Raw genomic sequence first — 25925 nt, forward strand, 5'->3', positions numbered from 1 at the left:
CCGAGGAGCGGCGCCATCTTGTAATGCGTCAAATGTCCCATCAATCGTCCGGACACTGTTGCGCCGGCGACGGTGCCGACCATCAGCGGAATAAGCGTCAGCCCCGATTCGCTCGCGTTCATCCCGCTGCAGATTTCGTAATAGATGGGCATCACGACCGAAAGTCCGACGAAGCCGCCGAGCCCAAAGGAACTCGACCAGATGGCGTCGCGCACGATTCGAAGTCGGAGAATGCGCAGCGGAATGAGCGGCTCCTCGGCGCGCGCCGTGCGCCAGGCGAAAAGCGCCCAGGCGAGCGCGGAGGCGGCAAGGATCCCGACGATCGGCGCCGACCGCCATGGATAGCGCACGCCGCCCCAGCCGAGCGCCAGCACGAGAAGGCCCGAGCCGGCGATCAGCAAAATCGCGCCCAGATAGTCGACGCGATGCGGATGGCGCCGCTCCGGCACCCGCTTCAACCGCGAATTGACGATCAGCAGCGCCGCGACGCCCAGCGGCAGATTGATCCAGAAGATCAGCGACCAATGCCAATATTGCGCGAAAATGCCGCCGAGCGCCGGACCGGCGATGCTGGAGGTGATGAACACCGCGGCGAAATAGGACTGATATCGGCCGCGCTCGCGGGGCGAGACAAGATCGGCGACGATCGTCTGCGCGAGCGAGATCAGGCCGCCGCCGCCAAGTCCCTGAATGACCCTCGCGCCGGCGAGCGCCGCCATGCTCGGGGCCAGAGCGCAAGCGACCGATCCGATCACGAAAGTGATCACCCCGACCAGAATGACGCGACGCCGTCCGTAGACGTCGGCGAATTTGCCGTAGAGCGGCGTCACTACCGTCGCCGCGATGAGATAGGCGGTCACGATCCAGGGCAGATCCTGAGGATCGCCGAGGTCCGACGCGATGGTCGGCATGGCCGTGACCACGATCGTCTGGTCGAGGGCCGAGAGCAGCATCGCGAGGCCGAGCCCGAACATGACCTGTCGCAGTTCAGCGGCGTTTGGCGGCGGGTTAGCGGACATGGCCTCGGGGAACAGCGCGGGGAGCCCTAACTACAGTGTTGCGGCGCGAAACGATACCCTCACGCCGGCTTAAGGGGCTTCGCGGATCACCCGCAACAGCGCCGCCGCGTCTTCGATCCCCCGCAGCAGCGGGTCGTCGGCGCTTTTCGGCCTTTCGCGCGCGAGGGCGCGCAGCGCCTGTTCGGACGCCACAATTCGCGGCGCCAGCCGGCGCCGTTTCGCGATGGCGAGTCGTTCGGCCTCGAGCGCGCCCAGCAGACGCGCCTCGGCCACCGTCAGCGGCGGCTCCTCCTGCCGGCTCGGCGTATCGATCGGCGCGGGCGCGAGCTCAGGAAGATCGACATCGCCTTCCAAAATGTCGGCGCGCGCGGCGAAGCCGCTTGCGAGCGCGGCGCGCCAGCCGAGCGCGAATGATGAGAGGCGGCGGGGCCACGCCAGCGGTCCGCCGCGGCAATGATCGCATTTGCCGCAGGGCCCGCTCGCTTCGCCAAATTCGGCGAGGAGGCGCAGAAAACGGCAGCCCGGCGCCGCCGCGAGCCGGGCCATCGCCTGGCGTCTGGCGTAGTCTCCGGCGGCCGCGTCATTGTCTTGCGCCGCTTGCGGAATGCGCCAGCGCAGCGCCAGTTCCGCGGGCGAGAACAGCGTCAGCGCGCGAGCCGGCGCGCCATCGCGTCCGGCGCGGCCGATCTCCTGATAATAGCCCTCGACCGACGTCGGGAGATCCGCGTGGATGATGAAGCGTACGTCCGGCTTGTCGACGCCCATGCCGAAGGCGATGGTCGCCACCATCACCGCGCCCTCGCGGGTAAAGAAGGCGTCCTGGCTCGCCGAGCGCGTGTGGGCGTCGAGCCCCGCGTGATAGGGCAGCGCATCGAAGCCGAGCCGCGAGAGCTCGCGCGCGAGCGCGTCGGTCTTGTTGCGCGAGTTGCAATAGATAATGCCGCTCTCCTTCGCGGCGCCGCGGCCTTTGCGCGCGAACTCGACGATCTGACGCGGGCCGGCGCGCTTCTGCGCGAAATCGAGCGACAGATTGGGCCGCGCGAAGGAGCGCTGGAAGATCTGCGGGGGCCGCGCAAACAGCGTGCGGGCGATGTCGTCGCGGGTGCGGGGACCGGCTGTCGCGGTGACGGCGAGCATCGGCGGCGCGCCGAGCTTTCGCGCAATGTCGCCGAGCGCGCGATATTCGGGGCGGAACTCATGGCCCCAATGCGAAACGCAATGCGCCTCGTCAACCGCGAACAGCCGGACGCGCATGCTGCGCAATAAATTCTGCGTTCCCTCCTGGGCGAGACGTTCGGGGGCGGCGTAAAGCAGCTTTGCCCGGCCGGACGCGACGGCGTCGATGGCGGCCGCCGCTTCATCGTCCTCCTGCATGGAGTGAAGCGCGACGGCGCCAATCCCAGAGTCGGCGAGGGTTCGAAGCTGGTCGCGCATCAGCGCAATCAGCGGCGAGCAGACGAGAACGAGTCCCGCCCCCGGGGTGGCGGCCGGCAGTTGATAGAGGAGCGATTTGCCAGAGCCCGTCGGCATGATGGCGATGGCGTCGCGCCCATTGAGGACGGCCTCGATGATCTCCGCCTGCCCCGGCAGAAAGTCCGAAAAACCGAAAATGCTGCGCAGCAATTCCCGCGCTTCGGCGAGGGAGGGCGGGCTCAATCGGCCCAACCCGCCATCCACAGCGCCTGACGGGCGGTGAGGTCCATGGCGCACCACTCCTGCATCGGGCCGGCCATCGTTCCCTTGAAGGTGACTTCCGGCTGCCGGCAGGTTGCGTCGCGCCAGGCGATCCAGGCGCGCTGGGTCTTGCGCAGATTGGCGCTCGCCTCCTTGTCCATCTTTGCGAGCGCCGCGCGATAGGAGGCGTTGAGCCGCACATCCCAGACCGCCGCCTCACGGCCGTAGCATTCGTTCAGCACGGCGTTGGACGTATTGCCTTCCTTCTGAATGCACTTTTTGGCGAGCGCGCCGACGCAACTCAATCGATCATGGCCCGCCTTTTCGGCGGCCGCCGCGAGACGGCCTTCCGGGCCGGGCGCTTCTTCGAGTTCGTCTTTCGGCGGCGGCGCCTTTTTGGCTTTGTCAGCGGCGAGGGCGAGGCAGGCGTCGATCTCGGCGCGGTCCTCTTTCGAGGGTTCTTCCGCAAGCGCCGGGACGACGGCAAGACAGGCGAGAATAATAAGCGCGGCGCGGGTCATTCTTCTCTTCCTTGCTGCGCCCCAAGCAGCGCTTCGGCAATCTCGCGCCATTCTTGATCGAGCGCGCCGCTGTGCGGTTCTCGCCCCGCGCGGCGATACCAATAGAAGGCGTTCGAAAGATCGCCTTCCTTGCGATGGAGATAGGCGTGGACCCACATGCTTTCGCTATCGGATTTGTCGTCGACGCATTTATGCGCCGCATTCCAATCGCCCTTGGCGTCGAACCAGAGCGCCCGCAGGGGCGGCGGGAAGGCCGGCGGCTCGGCGGTGGAAAGCGATTCGAGAAAAGCGTCGAGGGTCATCGCCTCCAGCCAATAGGAAAATAGAGAGCGTCATGTTAGCTGCAAATGCGCCCGACGTTGACTCCCGCGCGCGCCCCGCATAAAAACTCGACACATCTCGAAAGAGAACCCTAACACGCCGAGCCGCCCGAGAGGCGGCAGGCCAACGTCCGGCAGCGCGATGCGCCCCCGGGCGCGTTTTGCTTTGGAGCCTTCGCGCTCGCGGGAGAACAGCATGTTCGAGAGCCTTTCCGACAAGCTCTCCGGCATTTTCGACAAGCTCACACGGCGCGGCGCACTCTCCGAGGCCGACGTCAACGAGGCGCTGCGCGAAATCCGCCGCGCGCTGCTTGAGGCCGACGTCGCGCTCGACGTCGTGCGCTCCTTCACCGATAAGGTCCGCGACCGGGCGGTCGGCGCCGGCGTCATCAAATCGGTGACGCCCGGCCAGATGGTCGTCAAGATCGTCAATGACGTGCTGATCGAGACGCTCGGCCAGAACGCGGAGCCGATCGATCTCGTCGCCGCGCCGCCGCTCGCCATCATGATGGTCGGCCTGCAAGGCGCCGGCAAGACGACGACCACCGCCAAGATCGCCAAAAGGCTCAAGGAGCGCCACGGCAAGCGCACGCTGATGGCCTCGCTCGACGTCAAGCGTCCGGCGGCCCAGGAACAGCTCGCCGTGCTCGGCCGGCAGGTCGAAGTCGACACGCTGCCGATCGTCGCCGGCCAGACGCCGGTGCAGATCGCCAAGCGCGCGATGGAGGCGGCGCGGCTGCAGGGCTACGACGTGGTGCTGCTCGACACCGCCGGCCGCACGCATATTGACGAGCCGCTGATGGCCGAGATGGCGGAGATCAAGACCTCCTCCAAGCCGCATGAAATCCTGCTCGTCGCCGATGCGCTCACCGGCCAGGACGCCGTCAATCTCGCCCAGAATTTCGATGAGCGGGTCGGGCTGACGGGCATTGTATTGACGCGTATGGACGGCGATGGCCGCGGCGGCGCGGCGCTCTCCATGCGCTATGTCACCGGCAAGCCGATCAAGCTGATCGGCGTCGGCGAAAAGATGGATGCGCTCGACGAATTCTCGCCGACGCGCATCGCCAACCGCATTCTCGGCATGGGCGACATTGTCGCGCTGGTCGAAAAGGCCGCCCAGGCGATCGACGCCGAACAGGCCCGCAAGGCCGCCGAGCGGATGGCCAAGGGCAAGTTCGATCTGCAGGACCTCTGCGATCAGCTCGCCCAGGTGGAAAAGATCGGCGGATTGGGCGGCATCATGGGTCTCCTGCCCGGCGTCGCCAAGATGAAGGATCAGATCGCCGCGTCGGGCTTCGACGACAAGATGGTCAGGCGTCAGCGCGCCATCATCCTGTCGATGACGCCCAAGGAGCGGCGCAATCCCGATCTGATGAAAGCCTCGCGCAAGAAACGCATCGCCGCAGGTTCGGGCGTCAAGGTCGAGGAGGTCAACAAGCTCCTCAAGCAGCATCGGCAGATGGCCGATCTGATGAAGTCCTTTGGCGCCGGCAAGCGCGGCGGCGGCATGATGGGCAAGGCGGCGCAAATGATGGGGCTTGGCCCCGGCATGCCGACGCCCACGCAGGAAGAGCTGCAGCAGCTGCAGGCGAAGCTTGGCGTCCAGCAGCCAAAAGCCCCGCCTGGCGGCATTCCGCCGGCGCCGCCGCCCGATCTTCTCGCCAAGCCAAGCCTGCCGGGGCTCGGCGGCGGCTTGCTCAGCGGATTGAACCCCTTCGGGAAGAAGAAATAGCAAACCGGCGACTGTCGTCGTCGGCCCCCTCACTCACCTCAACGCAACAGGAACGAAAACATGTCGCTTAAAATTCGTCTCGCCCGCGGCGGCGCCAAGAAGCGTCCCTTCTATCGTGTCGTCGTCGCCGATTCGCGCTCGCCGCGCGACGGCCGCTACATCGAGAAGATCGGTTATTTCGATCCTCTGAAGGAGAAGGACGCGGCCGACCGCCTCGTGCTCGACACGGAAAAGGCCAAGGCCTGGATTGAGAAAGGCGCGCAGCCGACCGATCGCGTCGCGCGACTGCTCGATGGCCTCGGCGTGATGAAGCGCGAAGCGCGCAGCAATCCGCAGAAGGCGCAGCCCAAGAAGAAGGCGCAGGAGCGCGCTGCAGCGGCGGCTGAGGCCGCGGGCGCGGCGGAAGCCCCGGCGGCGTAAGTCTTACGTGCGCGACGCTTCATTCGCCCTCATGCTGAGGAGCGCCCAACGGGCGCGTCTCGAAGCACGAGGGCGGATAGCGCGCGCGGCGATTTCCTCGTCCTTCGAGACGCCGCCTGCGGCGGCTCCTCAGGATGAGGAAATCGAATGAAAGGGCCTGCGAAAGGCCTCGTCCTGCTTGGCCGCTTCGGCGCGCCGCATGGCGTGCGCGGCGAAATCAGGCTGCAAAGCTTCACAAGCGATCCGCTGGCGATCGCAACCTATGACGGCCTCACCGATAAAAGCGGGACGCGCAATTTCAAACTGCGCGCCGTGCGCCCGCAGGGCAAGGACATGCTCGTCGCGCAAGTCGAGGGCGTCGACGACCGCGCCGGCGCCGAGGCCTTAAACCGCGTCGAACTCTATATTCCGCGAGAAGCGCTCCCCGCGCCGGAAGAGGACGAATTCTATATCGCCGATCTCATTGGCCTTCGCGCCGAAACGGCGGAGGGCGTGGAAATCGGAACGATCGTCGCGGTGCGCAATTTCGGCGCTGGAGATATTTTGGAGATTGCCCCGGCGCAGGACCCCGAAAATTTATCAGACGACGAAGCCCCGCGAAGAAAGCACGGCGACGAGACGCTGCTGCTGCCCTTCACCAAGGCCACGGCGCCCATCATCGACGTCAAAGCGGGGCGCGTCGTGGTCGTTCCGCCGACGGAGGTGGAAGGGGAAGCTCCGTAGGCGTTTGCCACGTAGACTGCGCCGCTCTTCTCCGCTTCCCGCGCTTCGTGCCATAACCGCACCATGTTTCGTGCGACGGTCCTCACCCTCTTTCCCGAAATGTTTCCCGGTCCCTTGGGCCTGTCGCTCGCCGGCGACGCGCTATCGCGTGGCGTCTGGACGCTTGAGCCGCGGCAGATCCGCGAGCATGGGCTCGGCCGGCATCGCGCCGTCGACGACACGCCCGCCGGCGGCGGCCCGGGCATGGTGATGCGCGCAGACGTGCTGGCGGCGGCGATCGACGCCGCCGCGCCCAAGGACGATCCGCGCCCACGCCTGCTGATGAGTCCCCGTGGCGCGCCACTGACGCAGGCGCGCGCACGCGAACTCGCCCAAGGCCCCGGCGCGATCATTCTTTGCGCCCGCTTCGAAGGCGTCGACGAGCGCATCATCGAAGCCCGCGGGCTCGAAGAAATGTCGATCGGCGATTTCGTGCTTTCGGGCGGCGAGATCGCGGCATTGGCGCTGATCGACGCCTGCGTGCGGCTCATTCCCGGCGTGATGGGCGAAGAAGCGTCGGGCGTCGAGGAAAGTTTTGAGGCCGGGCTCCTCGAATATCCGCATTACACACGGCCACGCGATTTCGAGGGACGCGACATCCCCGACGTGCTGCTTTCGGGCGATCACGCCAGAATCGCCAAATGGCGCCAGGAGCAGGCGCTCGCGCTCACCCGCGCCCGACGCCCGGATCTGTTGGCGCCCCAGACAGGCGACGCTTCCCGCCGCCGCTGAATCTCCGCGCTGCTCTATTTTTCATCTGGTCCGCCAACGCGCGCGATCTAGCTAATGAGCGGCAGACCCCGAGCTTGAGCCTGGAGCCAGGGCGCAAGGAGGCCCACCCAAATGCAAAAATCAAAGACGCCGATGAAGCCCGACACCGAACGTTCGGCGCTGGATACGCCGACCGATCTCGAAAAACAGTCGACGATGAAGATCGCCGCGGAGGTCAACAAGCTCGTCGCCGACGCCCTCGCGCTTTATCTCAAGACAAAGAATTTCCATTGGCACATGAGCGGCCCGCATTTCCGCGACTACCATTTGCTGCTCGACGAGCAGGCGACGCAGATCTACGCGACCGTCGACCCGTTGGCCGAACGGGTGCGCAAGCTCGGGCAACCGACGCTGCGCTCGATCGGACACATCGCCAAGCTGTCGCGCATCAAGGACAACAACGAGGAATTCGTTTCGCCTTACGAGATGCTTTCCGAACTGCTGGAAGACAATAAGTCGATGGCCGAGTCGATGCGCAGCGCGCATAAGGTGTGCGACGACAATGAAGACATCGCCACCGCGAGCCTTCTCGAAACCTTCCTCGACGAGACCGAAAAGCGGACGTGGTTCCTGTTCGAGGCGGCGCGCGGCGCCGGCCCCGGCGGCCATTGAGGCGTTAACGCGTCGGGATCGGCGTGCCGCTACGATAGTCGTAGAAGCCGCGCTGGGTCTTTTTGCCGAGCCAGCCCGCTTCGACATATTTCACGAGCAGAGGGCAGGGGCGGTATTTTGAATCCGCCAAGCCCTCATGCAGCACCTGCATGACCGAAAGACAGGTGTCGAGGCCGATGAAATCGGCGAGCTGCAGCGGACCCATCGGGTGGTTGGCGCCGAGCTTCATCGCCGTGTCGATGGCGTCGACCGAGCCCACGCCTTCGTAGAGCGTGTAGATCGCCTCATTGATCATCGGCAGCAGAATGCGGTTGACGATGAAGGCGGGGAAATCCTCCGAAACGCTGATCGTCTTGCCGAGCTTGGCGACAAACGCCTTCGTCTCCTCGAAAGTGACGTCATCGGTCGCGATGCCGCGAATGAGTTCGACAAGCTGCATGCGCGGCACCGGATTCATGAAATGAATGCCGATGAAGCGCTCCGGCCGACCGGTGACCGCGGCAAGGCGCGTGATCGAAATCGATGACGTATTGGAGCTGATGATCGCGCCGGGCTTCGCGAATTGCGCGAGCTCGGTCAGAATCTTTCGCTTGACGTCTTCGACCTCGGTCGCCGCCTCGATCAATATGTCGGCGTCGCCAAAGTCCGCCATTGTCGGCGCGCCGGATATGCGCTCCAGCGCCGGTTCGACCGCCGAGGCGTCGATCTGGCCGCGCTCCACGGCGCGGCGCATCTGCGCGGCGACCTCGGCGATGCCGGCGTCGATACGCTCCTGCGAAATGTCGTTCAGGGCGACGTCATAGCCGGCAAGCGCGCAGACATGGGCGATCCCCTTCCCCATCTGGCCCGCGCCGATGACGCCGATCTTGCGAATTTCGAAGCCCATTTTTTACCACCGTCAGCCAAGCTCGCGCCGGATAGCAAGCGGCGCGCCCGCGCTGAGTGCGTGCCGCAGTGCAATATAACTTGCGATACTTCGCAAAGAAAACAAAGAAAAGAAACTGCGGCGTCCCGAGCGCCGACGCGCCGCCAAACTCGCAGCCGCCGCGCCGGACCATATGGACCGAAGCGACGGCCGTTTTTCGCGGTCAGCGGCCGATCTTCGCCAGCTCGACCTCGAGCTCCGGCAGAGCCGTGAAGAGGTCGGCGACAAGGCCATAGTCGGCGACCTGGAAAATCGGCGCCTCCTCGTCCTTGTTGATCGCCACGATCACCTTCGAATCCTTCATGCCGGCGAGATGCTGGATCGCCCCCGAAATCCCGGCGGCGATGTAAAGATCCGGCGCGACAGCCTTTCCAGTCTGGCCGACCTGCAGGTCGTTTGGCGCATAGCCGGCGTCGACAGCGGCGCGAGACGCGCCGATCGCGGCGTTAAGCCGCGTCGCGACCGGATCCAGCACCTTCTGGAAATTCTCCGCCGATCCGAGCGCGCGCCCGCCGGAAAGAATGATCCGCGCCGAGGTGAGCTCGGGCCGCTCGGACTTCGCCAGCTCTTCGCTCTTGAAGGCGGAAACGCCGGGATCGGCGGGCGCCACAATCGCCTCGACGGGCGCCGAGCCGCCTTCCGGCGCCGCCGCGAAGGCGGTGGTGCGCACGGTGATCACTTTCTTTGCGTCCTTCGCGCGCACGGTCTGGATCGCATTGCCGGCGTAGATCGGCCGCTCAAAAGTGTCGGCCGACACGACCTTGATGATGTCCGAGACCTGCATCACGTCGAGCAGCGCCGCGACGCGCGGCAGCACATTCTTCGTCGCCGAGGTCGACGGCGCGATGATGACGTCATAAGCGCCGGCGAGCGAGACGATCAGCGCAGCGACGGTCTCGGCCAGAACATGATCGAGCGACGCGTCTTCGGCGACGAGAACCTTCTCGACGCCGGCGAGCTTCGCCGCCTGCGCGGCCGCGCCCTTCAGTCCAGGCCCGACGATGAGGACGTGAATCGGGCCGCCGATCTCCTTGGCGGCGGTGAGCGCCTTGGCGGTCGCCGGGGCGATCGCGTCGCCAGCGGTTTCGGCAAGAAGCAGAATCGTCATCTTAAAGCACTCCCGCTTCCTTGAGCTTGCCGACGAGTTCGACGACCGAGCCGACCTTGACGCCCGCCTTGCGTTTCGCGGGCTCGGAGGTTTTCAACACTTCAAGGCGCGGCGAAATGTCGACGCCGTAATCGGCGGGCGACTTCACGGCGACTTCTTTCTTCTTCGCCTTGATGATGTTGGGCAGCGAGGCGTAGCGCGGCTCGTTGAGGCGCAAATCCGTCGTGACGACGGCCGGCAGCTTCAGGCTGACAGTCTGCAGCCCGCCGTCGATTTCGCGCGTCACGTCGACGGCGCCCTCCGTCATCTCGACTTTCGACGCGAAGGCGCCCTGGCCCCAGCCGAGCAGCGCCGCGAGCATCTGGCCGGTCTGATTGCAATCGTCGTCGATCGCCTGCTTGCCCATGATGACGAGCTGAGGCTGTTCCTCGGCGACGATCTTGGCGAGAATCTTGGCGACGGCGAGCGGCTCGACGGTCTCGTCGGTCTTGACCAGAATGCCCCGGTCGGCGCCCATGGCGAGGCCGGTGCGCAAGGTCTCGTCGGCCTTGGCCGGACCGATCGTGACCACAATGACTTCCGTCGCCTTGCCGGCCTCCTTGAGCCGCAGCGCCTCTTCGACCGCGATCTCGTCGAAGGGGTTCATCGACATTTTGACATTGGCGAGATCGACGCCCGAACCGTCCGCCTTCACCCTGATCTTGACGTTGTAATCGACGACCCGTTTGACGGGCACGAGAATCTTCATCGCGCGACCCCTTGGTCCTTCTGACCCTTTGGCGAGACGGTGTCGGAGCGCCGCTTGCGCGCGCGCCACTCTGGCTAAAGCCGTCGCGCGGTCTGGTAGCGGGGGCGCGCGCGCAAGTCAAACAAAGCTCCCGCAGCCTCCCGATTAGGGCGCGTCGTCGCCGGCGTCCGGCGCGCGCGGCGCGGGGGCGAGCGCGCCGCCGCGGTCAAAAAGCCTGTGCCGGCGGCGCTTGAAGATCGGCGTCAGCACCAGACCGGCCGCAATCCCGCCGACATGGGCCATCCAGGCGACCGCGCCGCCCTCGCCCATAGACGCGTTGATGAGCTGCATCAAAATCCAGGCGCCGACGAAAAGCCAACCGGAAGCGACAAAAGAGAACAACGGCGCCCGCAGCCCCAGGATCGCCCTCGGCCGCGCCCCGGAGAGCCAGGCGCCGAGATAAATCGGCGCGAGCGCCAGCGAGAGCGGCGGAAAGATTCCCGCGACCGTCGCGCGCGGATGGAGCAGCAGAAAGGCCGCGCAGACCCCGGAGATCGCGCCGGACGCGCCGACGAGCGGCAAGATCGAATGCGGCGTTGCGTAAATGTAGAACACGCCGGAGGCGACGCCGCAGGAAAGATAAAACAGCAGATAGTGCAGCGAACCCATGGCGTCTTCGACATTGTCGCCAAAGACGTAAAGGAACAGCATGTTCGAGCCGAGGTGCACCACCGACGAATGGAAGAACAGCGCCGTTACAAGCGTCAGCGCCGCCGGCGGTCCAACGATCCAGTCGGCGAGCTGGGCCTCGCCGAAGAGCACGCGCGGGATGATCGCGAAGCCGCGCACGACGGTCAGCGGATCGCCGAAAATCTCGCTCTGCACCACCAAGAATATGACGACGTTGAGCGCGATCAGCGTCCAATTCACGATCGGCCGCCGCAAATAGCGCAGCGGCGCGTCGTCATAGATCGGCATCACCATGGCGCGCTCCTTATCAATCGCTAGCCTAACATATGGCGACGCCGACGGGCCGCGTCAGGACTGGGCGAACCGCCGATCGAGCCAGGTCGTCGCGAGCGCGCCCAGCCCGGCGATGTCGAAGGCGACGGTCAGCAGCCCGTAGACAGCCGCTCCGGCCAGAACCTGAGCGATGAGCGCGAGAATGCCCGGACTCATCTCGCGCAAAGGCGTGAGCGCGAGCGACATTGCGCCCGTCGCCACGAGCGCAGCGAACATATCCCAGAACGACGGCCAGACCGGCTGCGTGCGCAGCGCGAAATAGACCGTCGCCACAAGCGCCGCGATGTAGGCGCCGGCTTGCGCGATCGCGAGATTGGAAGCGTCTTCGCCCCAGGGCAGGATCAAGAGAAGCGCCAGGCCGAAGGCGACCGCGGCAAGCGCCGCGACCATCAATGGCGCCGTCTTCTTTTCGATCTGAAAGACGGGATTGACGCCGAACAGAATGACGCCCATCGCGAAAAGTCCCGGAAGCAGCAGGCCGAGGTAATGGCCGAAGGGACCGCGATATTGCGCCGGCACGATGAGCGCTTCGATCGAGGGCATGACGAACCAGAGGCCGGCGCACGCCGGCAGCAAAAAGGCGACGACGACGCCCATGTTGCGCGCGACCTGCTCCTTGGCGCGGTCGACGCCATGGCGTTCATGCGCGGCGACGGCGATCTGAAACAAGAGCACGTCGAGCGCCGAGCCGAGCGCCTGCACCGCACGCACGCCAAGATCATACGCCAGCGCGAACTGGCCGGTTTCGGCGAAACCGAAGACGCTTGCCACGATGGAGCGCGCGACAAGCGGCATCGCCTGATAGAGAAGATGCGCGGTCACGATCGGCGCGCTATAGGCCGCAAGCGCGCGCGCATTCTGACTCGAGGCGGCGCGAATGTCGGCGCCGGGATCGAGCAGCGCGCGACGTCCGAGAATGACCGTGCCGAACAGGCTCGCGACGCCGCCAGCGAGCGCCACGGCAGCCGAGTGAAAAATAAAGGCGCCGCCGCCAATCAGAACAAGCGACAGCGCGTTCTTGGCGAGCATGAGGCGCACATAGGCGCGGTCATGAAAGCGCGCACGCACAAGCGCGGTGCAATAGTCGAAAAGCCCGTTGGCGACCGCCGTCAGCAGCGCAAGCAGGATGAGATTGGTCTCGAAGTCGAGCGGCGGTCCGGCAAGCGCATAAATGCCTGTGGCCAATGCGAGGAAGAGCGTGACGGCGATGAAGGCCGCGTCGAGCGTCGAGCGCACCACCGGCTCTTTGTCGCGCGTGCGCTTTGAGTAAAAGCGCGTCGCCGAAAGACGCAGCCAATCATAGAGCGCCGTCTGCACGACCACCGCGATGGAGAAGGCGAGCGCGAAGCGGCCATATTCTTCGGGGCCGAGAAATTTCGCCACCGTGAGGCCGATGACGAAATTGACGATCGTATTGGCGAGAAAAGCGAGAAGGACGTTCACTTATGAGCCTGCCCCGCTCCAGCGGCCGAGCGCGACAAGCTCGCGCAACGCCTGTGCGTCGCGCGGCGTCACGTCGGGATAATCGGCCTCAGCCGACGCGGGATCGAAATATTTCCACGAGCGGGCGCATTTGACGCCGGCGGCGCGCTGCGAAACCACGCCGACGCCCGGCGCTTCCGGCAGGCGGAAGGCGTCCATCGGCGCTTCTCCCGGCAAAACGCGAATATCCGACGCGATGCAGATTTCGGCGAAATCGACGCCGTCGAGTGATGCGCGCAGCGACTCGTCCGCAATATAGACGATCGGCGCCGCTTCCAGCGAAGAGCCGATGCGTTTCTGCGCGCGCTCGATTTCAAGCGCGCCGGTGACGACCGAGCGAACCTTGCGAATCTTCTCCCATTTCGCGGCAAGCGCGTCGTCGCGCCAGGCGTCGGGAATGGTCGGAAAATGTTCGAGATGCACGGAGTCAGCTTTTGGATAGCGCGCAAGCCATGCTTCCTCCGCCGTGAAGACCAGAATCGGCGCGAGCCAACTCGTAACGCTGCGGAAGATGCGATCGATGGTCGCGAGCGCCGCCTTGCGTTTGACGCTCGAGGGCGGATCGCAATAGAGCGCATCTTTGCGCACGTCGAAGTAAAAAGCCGACAGCTCGCTCGTCATGAAATGGGTGAGCAGCGCAACGACGCGCTTGTAGTCGTATGCCGCATAGGACGCGCGGATCGACTCGTCGAGCTGATGCAAACGATGCAGCATGAGACGTTCGAGCTCTCCCGCTTCGCGCATCGCCGCATCGTCATTTGGGTGATAATGCGCCAGCGCGCCGATCATCCAGCGGGTCGTGTTGCGCAGCTTGCGATAAAGCTCGACGAAGGTCTTCAGGATTTCGGGTCCAACGCGCAGATCGTCGGCATAATCCGACGCCGCGACCCAGAGCCGCATGATGTCGGCGCCGGAATCGGCGATGATTTTTTGCGGCGCGACGACATTGCCGAGCGACTTCGACATTTTGCGCCCCCGCTCGTCGAGCACAAAGCCATGCGTCAGCACGGCGTCGTAGGGCGCGCGGCCGCGTGTGCCGCAGCTTTCGAGTAGCGAGGAATGGAACCAGCCGCGATGCTGATCGGAGCCTTCAAGATACATGATCTCGTCGTCGCCGCCGTCGCGCTTGCGGCGGATGCCGGCGAGCATCGGAAAATGCTGCGGGTCTTCGAGCGTGAAGGCGTGGGTCGAGCCTGAATCGAACCAGACGTCGAGAACGTCGGAGATTTTCTCGTAATCCTCCGCCTTGTAATCGGGCGAAAGAAATCGCTCGGCGGCCTTCGCTTCATACCAGGCGTCGGCGCCTTCCTTTTCGAAAGCCTCGATGATGCGGGCGTTGACGCGCGCGTCGACCAGCGGCTCATGCGTCCCCTTCTTGACGAAGACCGCGATCGGCACGCCCCAGGCGCGCTGGCGCGAGACGACCCAGTCGGGACGATTGGCGATCATGCCGCGAATGCGGTTCTCGCCCGCCGCCGGCGTCCATTGCGTGCGGGCGATTTCCTCAAGCGCGATCTCGCGCAGCGTTTTACCCTCTCCCTGAGGGAGAGGGTCGTCGCGGCGCGGCGGGGTGAGGGGCTGCGATGCTGATTGCATCTCCTCACCCGTCGCCTTCGGCGCCACCCTCTCCCCTTGGGAGAGGGTTTTATCCATCGCGATGAACCCGGACGCGATGGGTTTATCCATCGCGATGAACCATTGCGGCGTGTTGCGGAAAATCACCGGCTTCTTCGAGCGCCATGAATGCGGATATTGATGCTTGAGCTTTCCGCGCGCGATGAGATTGCCGGCTTGAACCAACGCGGCGATCACCGCCTCATTGGCGTCGCCCTTGTCGCCCTTGTCGGTGATGACGCGCTTGCCTTCAAAGCCCGGCGCGTCCTTCGTATAGAAGCCGTCCTCGTCGACCGTATAGGGAATGCGCGAATCGATGCCGCGCGCCTGCAGTTCGCGGGCGCTCGCCATCCAAATGTCGAAGTCCTCGCGGCCATGGCCCGGCGCGGTATGCACGAAGCCCGTGCCTGTATCGTCGGTGACATGTTCGCCATCAAAGAGCGGCACGTCGAAATCATAGCCAAGATGCGCAAGCGGATGCGCGCAAATCAGTCCGGCGAGCATCGCGGCGGGCACGTCGTGCAACCGCTCGTAGCCATCGACCTTCGCCGCCTTGAACGCCTCGCTTGCGAGCTTGTCGGCGATGACGAAAGTTGCGCCCGGAAGCGCCCAATTGCCCTCGGGCGCATGGGTGACGTGATAGAGGCCGTAGTCGATCTTCGAGGAGAAGGAGATCGCGCGATTGCCGGGAAGCGTCCAGGGCGTCGTCGTCCAGATGATGATGCGCGCGTCGCTCAGTTCGCCTGCGGCGCCGCGCGGGATCGGAAACGCCACCCAGACCTGATCGCTCGTATAATCCTCATATTCGACTTCGGCTTCGGCGAGCGCGGTCTTTTCGACGACGCTCCACATCACCGGCTTCGAGCCGCGATAGAGCAGGCCGTTCGCGGCGAATTTCATGATCTCGCGCGCGATCGTCGCTTCCGCCGCATAGGCCATCGTCGAATAGGGATGGCCCCAATCGCCGGCGACTCCTAAGCGCTTGAACTCCTCGCGCTGAACGCCGAGCCAATGTCCCGCATAGGCGCGGCATTCGCGCCGGAAGGCGATCATCGCGTCGGGATCGGTGAAATCGGGCTTCTGCTTTCCTAAAGCGCGATAATTCTCCTCCTCGATCTTCCATTCGATCGGCAGGCCGTGGCAGTCCCAGCCCGGCACATAGACGCAGTCCTTGCCGGTCATGCGCTGGCTGCGCGTCACCAGATCCTTGAGGATCTTATTGAGCGCATGGCCGATATGAATATTGCCATTGGCGTAGGGCGGGCCGTCGTGGAGCGTGAATTTCGGACGACCTTCGCCCGATTCGCGCATCTTTTGCTCCAGGCCGATGGTCTCCCAGCGCTTGAGGATTTCCGGCTCGCGCTGCGGCAGGCCGGCGCGCATCGGAAAATCCGTGACCGGCAGATAGAGGCTTTTCGAATAGTCGGGCCCTTTCGGGCTGTCGTCGTTCATCGTGGTGAAAACCGGCTGGGGCGGACGCAGGCGCGATAAGCGCCGCTGTTGCCGCGCTGATTAGAGGATTTGTGGAAAGAGCGCCAATCGCGCCGCACCCGGACCCTGCACGAGCGTTTAGCTCCAAGCGCAGGCCGGGCCGGTAATTCGAATGGCGGTCAGGAAAGGCATCTGGTCCTTAATAGCAGCGCAAACCGAACGGGAAAAGATGGCCAGTGCTAGCGGGGTCGCCTCAGCCCGAGCAGTCCGGCGAGATAGGCTACGCCTGCCGCCGCAACGGCGATGACCAGCAACACCAGAAACGCGCCTGACAGCAGCGTGAAGCCGATGAAGAGCAACAACAGCAGCGCCGCGGTGACGATCAGGCTCTGCCATGGCGAGAGCTTGACGACCCTGACGCGGCCAGCGCCCGTCGCGACCCAGATCCGAGAGGCGTCCGTCTCCTCGCCCGGCAAGATGATTTCGACCCGTCCCTTGGGCTCTTCGGTCATAACGGTTCCCTCCTGTCGAGGACGATGTCTCCAAGCTAGATCGCGCGCAAATTATGGCAACAGATCATTCGCCCGGCTCAAAGCGCCGCTTTCGGCCAATAGTCTTCGCGCCTCTTCGACGTCAACGCGCATCCTTTCGACCAGCGCCTCGACGCTGTCGAATTTCGCTTCGGCCCGTATGAAGCCGTAGAAGGCGACTTCCACCTCTTTGCCATAGAGGTCGCCGTCGAAATCGAAGAGGAAGACTTCAAGCAGCGGCGCGCCATTGTCAAAGGTTGGCCTGCGTCCGAAGCTGGCGACGCCCTGATGAACCTTCCCGTCGACCTCGATCGTTACCGCGTAGATCCCGTGCTTGAGCCGATTGGCGGGATCGAGCGCGATATTGGCGGTGGGAAAGCCCAATTCGCGTCCGCGCTTGTCGCCGTGCCGCACGACGCCGCGAATGAAATAGGGATGGCCCAGAAGCCGGCGGGCCAACGCCGCGTCGCCGCGTTCGAGCGCTTCCCGAGTCGCCGTCGAGGAGACGGCCTCTAAGCTGCCTGCTTCGTCCTGGGTGATGCGGTCGACGATCTCCACGATCATCCCGAGCCGTTCGCCTTCGGCGCGCAGGAACTCCGGTCCGCCTTCGCGACCGGCGCCGAAACGAAAATCATAGCCCGCGACGACCGCCGAAAGCCGCAGGCGCTTGTGCAGGATCTCTTGCGTGAAGACGCGCGCCGGACTCTGCGCGAAGTCCTTGTCGAAGGTGAGCACGACGATCCCGTCGAGGCCGAGCCGCGCCGCCTGCGCCGCCTTTGCGTCTGGCGGCGTGAGACGAAAAATCACCGTCCGCCCCGCAAAAAAATCCGCCGGATGGGGCTCGAAGGTCAGCAGAATGCAGGGCCGCGAGAGTTTCGCGGCGAGCGCCTGGGCCCGAGCGATGACGCCGCGGTGGCCTCTGTGCAACCCGTCGAAATTGCCGACCGCCGCGACCGCGCCTTCCAGTCCAGGCGGCGGCGCTTGAGGGTCGCGCGCAAAGATGAAGGAGGCGGACACGGCCCGGGCCGGAAGAATTAAGCCGAGGCCGGTTTTTCCTCCGCTGGCGCTGGCGTTGCGGCGCGTATCGCCTGCTCGCGGCTCGGCACCATGACGAAGGCCTCGCCGTCGAGCACGACCTTGCCGTCGACGAGACATTCGCATTTGAGTTTGGCGCGCCGGCCTTTTTCGATCAGCTCCACCACCTCGACTATGACGGTGATGACGTCGCCGATCTTCACCGGCGCGCGGAAATTCAGCGTCTGCGACAGATAGACGGCGCCGGGGCCAGGCAGATACATGCCGATGACCGTCGAAATGAGCGAGGCCGTATAAAGGCCATGCACGATGCGTTCGCCAAAACGCGTCTTCGAGGCGAAGTGATCCGAGAGATGAATCGGATTGCGGTCGCCGGAAAGATCGGCGAAGGCGATGACGTCGTCGTCCATCACCGCCTTCATCAGCGTCTCGCGCATGCCGACGCTCAGATCCTCGAAATAGTAGATTTTGAACGGCGTCGACATGGAGCCACCGGAAAGTTGCGTTGCGGATCGTGACCGCAGATGAGGCCTGTGCAGCCCCCTTTTACCAGAAAAGCTCGCGAGCCAAAGCCTTGGGAAGAGCGCCGGCGCGCGCGAAGAGCGATTCAAGCGCCGCTTCGTCAAGCGCGCCGCCGCCGGGATGCAGCTCGGCGCGATGCACGCCATGGATGATGAAGAGGCAGTCGAGCCCGGCGCGCCCCGCGCCGGAAAGGTCGGTGAAGGCGCCGTCGCCGATCGCCAGCGTGCGCGCCTTGTCGACTTCGCGGCCGCGCAAATTCTTGAGCCGCTCCTGGGCGGCTGCGTAGATCGGGGCGTGGGGCTTGCCGAAGGTCAGAACGCGGCCGCCGATCGCCGCATAGCGTTCGGCGATGGCCCCGGCGCAGTAGACGAGATCATTGCCGATGGCGACGACAATATCGGGATTGGCGCACAGCATCGTCAGGTCGCGCGCCTTCAGCGCCGCGAGCTGTTCGTCATAGTCCGAGGGCGTTTCGTTGCGCTCGTCAAAGAGGCCGGTGCAGACGATGTAATCGGCGGCTTGCGGCCCGACGCGCATGATCGGCGCGCCGAGACGCCGCGCGGCCGCGCGGAACAGACCGTCGTCGCGTGCGGGGCCCAGGTGGTAGACCGCCTGTCCGGCGCGCGCGACGATCTCGCGCAGCGCAAGCTCCCCCGCCGAGAGGAGATCGTCGAAGCAGTCGTGCGGAACGCCGAGGCCCAGGAGCTGGCGGCGCACTTCTTCGTCCGGGCGCGAGGCGTTGGTGATCAGCACGACAATCCCGCCTTGCGCGCGGAAGCGCCGCAAGGCCTCAGCGGCTTCCGGGAAGTGGCGCCGGCCGTCAATCAGCACGCCCCAGCCGTCGCACAGAATCGCGTCATATCCGTCGGCGATGTCGCGCAGGCCGGCGATGAACGGAATGCGGCCGCGGTCTGCCGAAGCGCCCGCCGTCAAAAGCGCGCCTCGGCGAATGCGGCGGCGTAGGCTCCGTCGCAGACAGGATTAAAACCCCCCGTCGATTCGTCGAGCAGGAACAAGCGCCCGTCCATGATTCGAAACAAGGCGCCGTGCAGCCGCAGATGCCGGTGATGTTCGAGCACCTGGATCATGGGAAAGGAGCGCAAGTTGCGCAGCGTCTGCCTCACCGACTCGAACTCCAGGCGCTCCACATAGTCGGCGTCCTTGGGATTAGGCCGAACGCCCAGGCGATCAGCCGCGGGGCCAAGCATTTTGATCCAGTCGCCGATAAAGTCGCTGTGGCTCAGCCGCGGCGCGTCGGGATCCGCGGCGATTTCCGCATAGGCGCGCACCCCGCCGCATTGCCCATGGCCGAGCACCACGAGGTCTGAAACCTTTAGCGCCATGACGGCGTATTCCAGCGCCGCGGAAGCGCCGTGATAATGATCGTCGGGTTCGTAAGGCGGCACCAACGCCGCGACGTTACGCAAGACGAAAAGTTCGCCGGGGCCAGCGTTGAAGATGGTCTCGGGCGCGACGCGCGAATCGCAGCAGCTGATGATCATCGTTTTGGGCGTCTGGCCCCTGACCGCCAACTCTTCGAATCGGTCGTGATCGGCCAGGAAACGCCCGCGAATGAAGGACTCATAGCCCTCAATGAGCGTTTCCGGCAGACCGGCCGCGCCCAACGACTGCTCGTGATCCGCCATTTAACGTTCCCTTCGCGCGCCTCGGCCAGTCCGCCTCGGCAAGGTCCATCTTGGCTAAGTACGCCTTGGACAGGTCCACCTTGGCTAAGCGGATGGCGGACCCTGGGGTTATTGTGTAGATCACGCGGCGGGGTCAAGAGCAGGCCCAATCGCTTCGATGCTGGAGTTTTGAATGATTTCCCGACTAAAGCGCAGCGTGCTGGCGATGCCGGGCTCGAACGCCCGAGCGCTGGAGAAGGGCAAGACGCTCGCCGCCGACGTCCTGATGTTCGAACTTGAAGACGGAGTCGCGGAGTCCGCCAAGGCGACGGCGCGCGCGCAGGTCGCGGCGGCGGTGGCCAGCGGCGGCTATGGCGCGCGGCAACTCGTCGTGCGCGTCAACGCCCGCGGCTCCGAGTGGTATAAGCCCGACATCGCCGCCATCGCGCCGCTCGGCCCAGACGGCATCGTCATTCCCAAGGTCAGTTCACGCGACGAGATTTTGAAGGCGGCCGCCGATCTCGTCGCCGCCGGCGCGCCGTATAAGACGCGCCTCTGGGCGATGATCGAGACGCCGCGCGCCGTCCTGGACATCGAAAAAATCGCCAGCGCCGCAGACGATCGGGCTTCGCGACTCGAGGTCCTGGTGCTTGGCCCCAACGACATCGCCAAATCGACGCGCGCGCGGCTCACGCCCGGACGGCCGGCGCTGTTGTCCTGGCTTTCGGCCGGCGTGCTTGCGGCGCGGGTCCACAACATCGAGATCATCGACGGGATTTACAACGACTTCAACAATCTCGACGGACTTCGTCGCGAGGCGGAGCAGGGGCGCGACTTCGGCTTCGATGGGAAAATGCTCATTCATCCAGGCCAGATCGGTCCGGTGAATGAAATTTTCGCGCCGAGCGCCGATGAGGTCGATTTCGCTCGCCGGATCATCGCCGTGTTCGACGAACCGGAAAACGCCGACAAGGGCGTGGTGCAGATCGACGGGAAGATGGTTGAACGTCTGCATCTCGACATTGCGCGCCGCACGTTGCAGCTTGTCGAGGCGTCAGGCTGAGGGCCGCCTGTTTTGCGGGCGCCGAACGCATCAACTATAAGGATGCGGGACAGCAAGGATGAGCCAATGGTCTTGCCGAACGACGAAGAACCGAAGCGCGTCGAACCTTCGGAAGCGCCCATCGATTTTGCAGTATCGCCGTCTGACCCGCCGCCTCCGCCGCCGGTCAGACGCAAGCGGCGCTCCTTCTTTGGCCCCCTAGCGGCGATGCTGCTGCTGCTCGTGCTCGTCGCGGGCGCAGCTCTTTATGCGGCGATCGCGTTCAAGGACCGAGACGAGCGGCTGAAGGTCGTCGCCGACTATGCGGAGCCTTACGTCGATCAGGCGAGCGGCGCCTTAGGAGAGCTGAAAGACCGGGTCCGCTCGCTGGTGGGCGACGGCGAACCGACGCAGACGACGGCGATCGCGCCCGAGGCGCCGCCAAACGATTCGCCCGCGAGCGGCGCGGATGCGCCTACGCGCTCTACCGCGCCGGCGAAGCCTGCTGAAACGGCGGTCGAACGGGCGCCGCTGGCGCCGTCCACGCCGGCGCCGAACGCCGTCATTGAATCGCATAACGCCGCCATAGAGTCACAGAAAGCGGCGGTCGCGGCGTTGCAAAGCCGCGTCGATTCGGCCGAAGAGCTCGCGCAACGCGCCTTGCGCGCCGCCGAAGCCGCCGAGACGGCCGCCAACGCCGCTAAGACGAGCGCCGAAGCGGCGGCGAAGGCGAGCCCCGCGCCCGCCGCGCCCGCCGAACAGGGCGGCGCGCTGACCGCCAATGAGCAGCTGACCGCGCTTGAAGGCCGCATCGACGAGCTCGGGGATGAGATCAAGGCATTGCGCGAGCGCGTCGAATCCCCGAAGGGCGAGACGCGCGCGGCGCCAGAGGCCGCGGCGGCCAAAACTCCGGACGGACCGGCGGCGATCGTCGTCATCGCCTATGCGCTGCAACGCGAGTTGGAGGCGGGCCGTCCCTACGCTCTCGAGACGAAGGCGCTGACGCGGCTCGGCGCCAACCCGGCCGCGCTGGCGGCCCTGTCGCCATTGGCGGAGAAGGGCGCGCCGACCGCGACGCAATTGAAGGCGGATTTCGCGCCGGCCGCCAAGCGCATTCGCGCGCTTGAGAGCGCTTCCGGCGATCTTACAGAGCATCTGATGAAGGGCGCCAGCAAACTCGTGCGCGTTCGTCCCTCCGGTCAAGCGCCGACGACCGAGGCTCAGACGGTGGAAGAAAAAGTCGCTCACATCGAAGCGGCGCTCGCCCATGGCGATCTCGCTCAGGCGAGCGCCGTTTTCGCGGCGCTCCCCGAAGCGGCCCAGAACGAAGCCAAGGACTTCGGCGCGACCTTGCGCGCCCGCGTCGACGCGGGACGAGCGGCCGACGATCTGCTGCATGGCGCGATCGCCGCGCTCGGCGCAACGAAAGAATAAGCGGGATCCATCGCCATGCTGTTTCTCTTGTTCTTCATCATCGCGCTTGCCGCGGTCGCCTATGGCCTCGAATGGCTGATCGAACAGCCCGGGTCGCTGACGCTGGATTTCGCCGGCTATCAGTTCGAAGCGTCGATACCTGTGGCGGTGGCGGGTCTGCTGCTGATCATCGCCGCGACGGTCGTCCTCTGGGCGATCGTCATGGCGCTGCTGCGGTTACCTGGCCGCTGGAGCGGCGGGTCGCGGACGAAGCGCCGGGACAAGGGATTCGACGCGCTTTCGCAGGGATTGATCGCCGTCGGCTCCGGCGACGCCGCCCGCGCCCGCAAGGCCGCGCATGTCGCCGAACGGCTGCTGCCGAGCGAGCCGCTCACACAGGTGCTGAAGGCCCAGGCTGCGCAGCTCGCCGGCGATCGGCGGGTTGCGGAAGAGACCTTCCACAAGATGACGTTGAAGCCGGAGACAAAGCTGCTCGGGTTGCGCGGGCTGCATATCGAGGCGCGCCGACGCGAGGACGCCGATGCGGCGCATCATTTCGCCAAGGAGGCGCATGACATCGCGCCGCTGCCCTGGGCAGGCTCCGCGATGCTCGAACATCTCGCCGCGCAGGGCGACTGGCAGAAGGCGCGCGAGGCGATCGAGGCCAGTCTCACCGCCAAGGCGATCGACGCGCCGACGGCGCAAAACCTTCGCGCCGTGATTGAAACCGCCATGGCGATGGAGAAGGAGCGCGACCATCCGCATGACGCTCTCCATCTCGCGCGCCAGGCGTTGAAGCGCCGTCCGGGCTTCTCGCCAGCCGCGGTCGCCGCGGCGCGAGTGCTTGCCCGCCATGGCGACCAGAAGCAATCGCTAAAGCTGATCGAAACGGTCTGGGCGACGAAACCGCATCCGGACCTCGCCGCCGCCTATCTCGAGGCGCTGTCGGGCGAATCAAATACGACGAAGCTCGCGCGGGTGGAGAGGCTCGCCCGCGCCGCCCCCAATGCGCCGGAGAGCCGGCATATCGTCGCGGAGGTCGCACTATCGGCGCGCGATTTCGCCAAGGCCCGCGACGCGCTCGCGCCGCTGATCGCCGCCGGCCGTCATCCGACGGCGCACACCTGTCTGATGATGGCGGAGATTGAAGACGGAGAGCACGGACCGTCAGGTCCGGTGCGCGAATGGCTCGCCCGCGGCTCGCGCGCGCCGCGTGATCCGGTCTGGATCGCCGATGGCGTCGTCTCCAAGAACTGGCTGCCGATGTCGCCGGTCACCGGCCGGCTCGACGCCTTCGAATGGAAGCCGCCGCCGGACTCCGCGCAACATCTGACCGAAGAAGGCAAGCCCAATATTCCCGCCGCCTTTTTGACCCGTCCCGCCGAACCCGTGGCGCTGCCTGCGGCCGAGGTCTCTGGGGAAGCGGCGGCCAGCCAGCAGGCTTAGCGCGCGCGGTCGGAGCGGCGGATGCGCACATAGAGCGCGCCTTCGCCGCCGTGATGGCGCGCGGCTTCGCCAAAGCCCACCACAACGTCGCGCAGATTCGGCGCTTCGAGCCACATCGGCACGACGCGGCGCAGCACCCCGCCTTCTTCCCGCGTCAGCCCTTTGCCGGTTACGATGATCGCGATGCGCGCGCCATTCGCCTGGCATCTGCGCAGGAAGGCCGTTAGCGAGCGCTGCGCCTCCGCCTGCCGCAGCCCGTGAAGATCGAGCTTGGCGTCGACTTCAATCCTGCCGCGCTTGATCTTGACAAAGGTGCGCGGGTCGATGTCGATCGGCCGCGGCGGAGGCTTCGGCGCCGCTGGGCGATCGCGAACCGCCGAAGGCTCCGAAGGCGACACGGGCGCGGGGCCAGTCGACGGCGTCGGCGAGAGGGGCTTTTTTGGACGCGCCCGAGCAGGCCGAACGTCAGCCGTCGCCATCATCCAAAGCTCGGCTTCGGCCTGCGATAGCCGGCGCGCGTATCGGCGGGAATTCTCCTCGCTCACGGATCGTCCCCAACGTCCTTCGGCAGCAGCACAATCATTTCGGCGGCGTGCCGGATGTCGCCGGCGCGCCGACCCGCCGCCTCGCCCGCCCCGAAAAAAAGATCGGCGCGCGCAGGACCAATTATGGCAGATCCGGTGTCCTGCGCGATCATCAGTCGACGAAATGGCGTTTCCGCCTCTCCTTGCCATGGAATTCGCGCAGCAATCCAGAACGGCAGGCCGTAGCACCAGATCGAGCGGTCAACGGCGATCGAGCGGAATGGCGTCAGCGGCGCGCCCTGCCCGCCGATCGGACCGATCTTGCGCCGCTCCGACGCGTCGATCTCGAAGAACACATAGGAACGATTCTGCTGCATCAACCGGCGGCCCGCTTCGCCGGTACCGGCGCCGAGCCGCCGCAACGTCTCCTTCATCAGCTCGAGCGACATCTCGGCTTTCGTCACCAAGCCGCGCTCAATCATCAGCCGGCCGACGGACGTATAGGGCCAGCCGTTGCGCCCTGCATAGGTCAGCGCCATGAAGCCGCCGCCGGGCAGTCGCAGCCGCGCCGAACCCTGCACCTGGATGAGGAACAATTCGACCGGGTCGCGAACATAGGCGAGAGGATGGGCGCTGGGCGCCGCCCCTTCCTCTTCGATCGCGCGCCGATCGGGATAGGGCACGAGCGCGCCATCGGCCTGCCGGCGCGCGCCCGTCAGCGTCTCGCCCGAGGGCAGCGAGAGCGGCGAGTCGTTCAAAGTGACGAGATCGCGCGGACGCGACAGGACGGGGGTCGTGAAGCCCGGCTCGGGCGACAATCTGGCGTCGACCTCCACCTCGTAATAGGCGGTCACGAATCCTTGCGTCTTAATGGCGTGAGGGCGAAACCAGTCCCGAAAGAAGCGGCCAGGATGATCGATGGCGCCAAGCGCCGCGAGGGCGGCGGCGGCGAGGGCGGGGGGAGGCGCGACGGCGCTACGCTGATCTTGCGCCTTGGTGGCGATGATCTCGGCGGAGCGTCGGAAGGCGTCGAAAGCGGCGGCGAGATCGTCGGCCGCAAAGCCGTCGATCTCTTCAAATTCTATCTTTTGCAGCAGATCGGAAGCGGAAAACTGCGGCGCATTCCGCGACATGCTCAGTCTTCGGTTTGCGTCGCGACGAGCTTCCAATTGGGATCAATCGCCTTCGCATCGCGCGCGAAGGTCCAGCGCTCGACCACTTTCCGCGTCTGCCCGCCGTCGATCGTTTCGCCGGCTTTGTCACGCCGCACGCTCATCAGCCGAACGACGAAACGCACCGTCACCTCATTGCGGCCGCCGATGGCGCGGGCGGCGTCAACCGTCGCCGAGTCGATCGCGACCACGGCGGTCTCCATGCTTTCGCCCTGCTGCTCACGCCGGGCGATTTCCGCCGAAAATCCGTCGAAGACGTCCTGCGCCAGGAGCGGCTTCAAGGCTTCCCGGTCGCCCTTGGCGAAGGCCGTGACGATGAGTTCATAAGCGCGGCGCGCGCCGCTCACGAAGGATTTGCCGTCGAAATTGGGATCCGACGCCGCCACGGCGTCGAGGCCGGTCCAAGCGGAGGCGACGCCTTTCTCGGCCACGCCCTCCCAACGCTCGGCGCCAGTGGGGCGCGAGCGCGCTT

The 25925-nt window shown here is 65.5% G+C and carries 26 protein-coding genes; 8 read left to right on the plus strand and 18 right to left on the minus strand.

Translation table 11 applies throughout. The features are described 5' to 3' along the window. The 4 genes from NEI07_RS05275 to NEI07_RS05290 form a co-directional block, all read right to left on the minus strand. Positions 1 to 1019, minus strand: a 1019-nt coding sequence (locus NEI07_RS05275; protein WP_256033189.1) for an MFS transporter, incomplete at its 3' end; no start/stop codon positions are given. Between the two features lie 69 nt (positions 1020 to 1088). After that, complete coding sequence (locus tag NEI07_RS05280) at positions 1089 to 2675, minus strand: RecQ family ATP-dependent DNA helicase (RefSeq protein WP_256033190.1); 1587 nt, start codon at positions 2673 to 2675, stop codon at positions 1089 to 1091. Beyond that, positions 2672 to 3214 (minus strand): lysozyme inhibitor LprI family protein, encoded by a 543-nt coding sequence (locus NEI07_RS05285; RefSeq protein ID WP_256033191.1) that lies wholly within the window; start codon positions 3212 to 3214, stop codon positions 2672 to 2674. Before NEI07_RS05285 ends, NEI07_RS05280 begins: the two co-directional genes overlap by 4 nt. Next, complete coding sequence (locus NEI07_RS05290) at positions 3211 to 3516, minus strand: hypothetical protein (RefSeq protein ID WP_256033192.1); 306 nt, start codon at positions 3514 to 3516, stop codon at positions 3211 to 3213. Before NEI07_RS05290 ends, NEI07_RS05285 begins: the two co-directional genes overlap by 4 nt. A gap of 214 nt (positions 3517 to 3730) precedes the next feature. Here NEI07_RS05290 and ffh point away from each other — a divergent pair, with 214 nt between their 5' ends. The 5 genes from ffh to NEI07_RS05315 all read left to right on the plus strand — a co-directional run bounded on the left by ffh (position 3731) and on the right by NEI07_RS05315 (position 7834). Beyond that, complete coding sequence (ffh, locus tag NEI07_RS05295; RefSeq protein WP_256033193.1) at positions 3731 to 5269, plus strand: signal recognition particle protein; 1539 nt, start codon at positions 3731 to 3733, stop codon at positions 5267 to 5269. Positions 5270 to 5329: 60 nt separating this feature from the next. Then, a complete protein-coding gene (rpsP, locus tag NEI07_RS05300) occupies positions 5330 to 5689 on the plus strand; it encodes a 30S ribosomal protein S16 (RefSeq protein ID WP_256033194.1) in 360 nt (119 codons plus the stop codon). A gap of 147 nt (positions 5690 to 5836) precedes the next feature. After that, positions 5837 to 6412 (plus strand): ribosome maturation factor RimM, encoded by a 576-nt coding sequence (rimM, locus tag NEI07_RS05305; RefSeq protein ID WP_256033195.1) that lies wholly within the window; start codon positions 5837 to 5839, stop codon positions 6410 to 6412. A 63-nt stretch (positions 6413 to 6475) separates the two neighbouring features. Next, positions 6476 to 7183 (plus strand): tRNA (guanosine(37)-N1)-methyltransferase TrmD, encoded by a 708-nt coding sequence (gene trmD, locus NEI07_RS05310; protein WP_256033196.1) that lies wholly within the window; start codon positions 6476 to 6478, stop codon positions 7181 to 7183. Between the two features lie 111 nt (positions 7184 to 7294). Further along, the gene (locus tag NEI07_RS05315) at positions 7295 to 7834 is read left to right on the plus strand and encodes a Dps family protein (RefSeq protein ID WP_256033197.1); all 540 of its coding nucleotides are present in this window, start codon (positions 7295 to 7297) and stop codon (positions 7832 to 7834) included. 4 nt (positions 7835 to 7838) lie between these two features. On the opposite strand, the gene NEI07_RS05320 is transcribed toward NEI07_RS05315, so the two are convergent. From NEI07_RS05320 to NEI07_RS05370, 11 genes are all read right to left on the minus strand, one after another. Continuing rightward, the gene (locus NEI07_RS05320) at positions 7839 to 8720 is read right to left on the minus strand and encodes a 3-hydroxybutyryl-CoA dehydrogenase (RefSeq protein WP_256033199.1); all 882 of its coding nucleotides are present in this window, start codon (positions 8718 to 8720) and stop codon (positions 7839 to 7841) included. A gap of 202 nt (positions 8721 to 8922) precedes the next feature. After that, positions 8923 to 9867 (minus strand): electron transfer flavoprotein subunit alpha/FixB family protein, encoded by a 945-nt coding sequence (locus tag NEI07_RS05325; protein WP_256033200.1) that lies wholly within the window; start codon positions 9865 to 9867, stop codon positions 8923 to 8925. A 1-nt stretch (position 9868) separates the two neighbouring features. Next, complete coding sequence (locus tag NEI07_RS05330; protein ID WP_256033201.1) at positions 9869 to 10615, minus strand: electron transfer flavoprotein subunit beta/FixA family protein; 747 nt, start codon at positions 10613 to 10615, stop codon at positions 9869 to 9871. A 144-nt stretch (positions 10616 to 10759) separates the two neighbouring features. Next, on the minus strand, positions 10760 to 11578 hold the full coding sequence (locus tag NEI07_RS05335; RefSeq protein ID WP_175093823.1) for a rhomboid family intramembrane serine protease: 819 nt from the start codon (positions 11576 to 11578) through the stop codon (positions 10760 to 10762). 54 nt (positions 11579 to 11632) lie between these two features. Then, complete coding sequence (locus NEI07_RS05340; RefSeq protein WP_256033202.1) at positions 11633 to 13060, minus strand: lipopolysaccharide biosynthesis protein; 1428 nt, start codon at positions 13058 to 13060, stop codon at positions 11633 to 11635. After that, entirely contained in the window at positions 13061 to 16165 is a 3105-nt protein-coding gene (gene ileS, locus NEI07_RS05345) for an isoleucine--tRNA ligase (RefSeq protein WP_256033203.1), read from the minus strand. A gap of 218 nt (positions 16166 to 16383) precedes the next feature. Next, positions 16384 to 16656, minus strand: a complete 273-nt coding sequence (locus NEI07_RS05350; protein WP_256033205.1) for a hypothetical protein — start codon at positions 16654 to 16656, stop codon at positions 16384 to 16386. A gap of 51 nt (positions 16657 to 16707) precedes the next feature. Continuing rightward, the gene (locus NEI07_RS05355; protein WP_256033206.1) at positions 16708 to 17691 is read right to left on the minus strand and encodes a bifunctional riboflavin kinase/FAD synthetase; all 984 of its coding nucleotides are present in this window, start codon (positions 17689 to 17691) and stop codon (positions 16708 to 16710) included. Between the two features lie 17 nt (positions 17692 to 17708). After that, positions 17709 to 18194, minus strand: a complete 486-nt coding sequence (locus tag NEI07_RS05360) for a MaoC family dehydratase (RefSeq protein ID WP_175093818.1) — start codon at positions 18192 to 18194, stop codon at positions 17709 to 17711. 61 nt (positions 18195 to 18255) lie between these two features. Next, entirely contained in the window at positions 18256 to 19164 is a 909-nt protein-coding gene (locus NEI07_RS05365; protein ID WP_256033208.1) for a TIGR01459 family HAD-type hydrolase, read from the minus strand. Further along, complete coding sequence (locus tag NEI07_RS05370; RefSeq protein ID WP_256033209.1) at positions 19161 to 19877, minus strand: carbonic anhydrase; 717 nt, start codon at positions 19875 to 19877, stop codon at positions 19161 to 19163. Before NEI07_RS05370 ends, NEI07_RS05365 begins: the two co-directional genes overlap by 4 nt. 172 nt (positions 19878 to 20049) lie before the next feature. Between NEI07_RS05370 and NEI07_RS05375 the strand changes: the two genes are divergently transcribed. The 3 genes from NEI07_RS05375 (at position 20050) to NEI07_RS05385 (ending at position 23757) form a co-directional block, all read left to right on the plus strand. Next, positions 20050 to 20919, plus strand: coding sequence for an HpcH/HpaI aldolase/citrate lyase family protein (locus NEI07_RS05375; RefSeq protein ID WP_256033210.1), 870 nt, complete (start codon positions 20050 to 20052; stop codon positions 20917 to 20919). A gap of 66 nt (positions 20920 to 20985) precedes the next feature. Further along, positions 20986 to 22332: a COG4223 family protein gene (locus NEI07_RS05380; RefSeq protein ID WP_256033211.1), complete on the plus strand. Its 1347-nt coding sequence runs from the start codon at positions 20986 to 20988 to the stop codon at positions 22330 to 22332. Positions 22333 to 22347: 15 nt separating this feature from the next. Beyond that, positions 22348 to 23757 (plus strand): heme biosynthesis protein HemY, encoded by a 1410-nt coding sequence (locus NEI07_RS05385; RefSeq protein WP_256033212.1) that lies wholly within the window; start codon positions 22348 to 22350, stop codon positions 23755 to 23757. Here NEI07_RS05385 and NEI07_RS05390 read toward each other — a convergent pair. The 3 genes from NEI07_RS05390 to NEI07_RS05400 form a co-directional block, all read right to left on the minus strand. Further along, positions 23754 to 24302, minus strand: coding sequence for a Smr/MutS family protein (locus NEI07_RS05390; protein ID WP_256033213.1), 549 nt, complete (start codon positions 24300 to 24302; stop codon positions 23754 to 23756). The two genes, NEI07_RS05385 and NEI07_RS05390, sit on opposite strands and share 4 nt — an antisense overlap. After that, positions 24299 to 25414 (minus strand): murein transglycosylase A, encoded by a 1116-nt coding sequence (mltA, locus tag NEI07_RS05395; RefSeq protein ID WP_256033214.1) that lies wholly within the window; start codon positions 25412 to 25414, stop codon positions 24299 to 24301. Before mltA ends, NEI07_RS05390 begins: the two co-directional genes overlap by 4 nt. A 2-nt stretch (positions 25415 to 25416) precedes the next feature. Further along, positions 25417 to 25925: Tim44/TimA family putative adaptor protein (locus NEI07_RS05400; protein ID WP_256033215.1), on the minus strand; the 509-nt coding region annotated here is incomplete at its 5' end.

The organism is Methylocystis suflitae, from assembly GCF_024448135.1.
Lineage (GTDB): Bacteria > Pseudomonadota > Alphaproteobacteria > Rhizobiales > Beijerinckiaceae > Methylocystis > Methylocystis suflitae.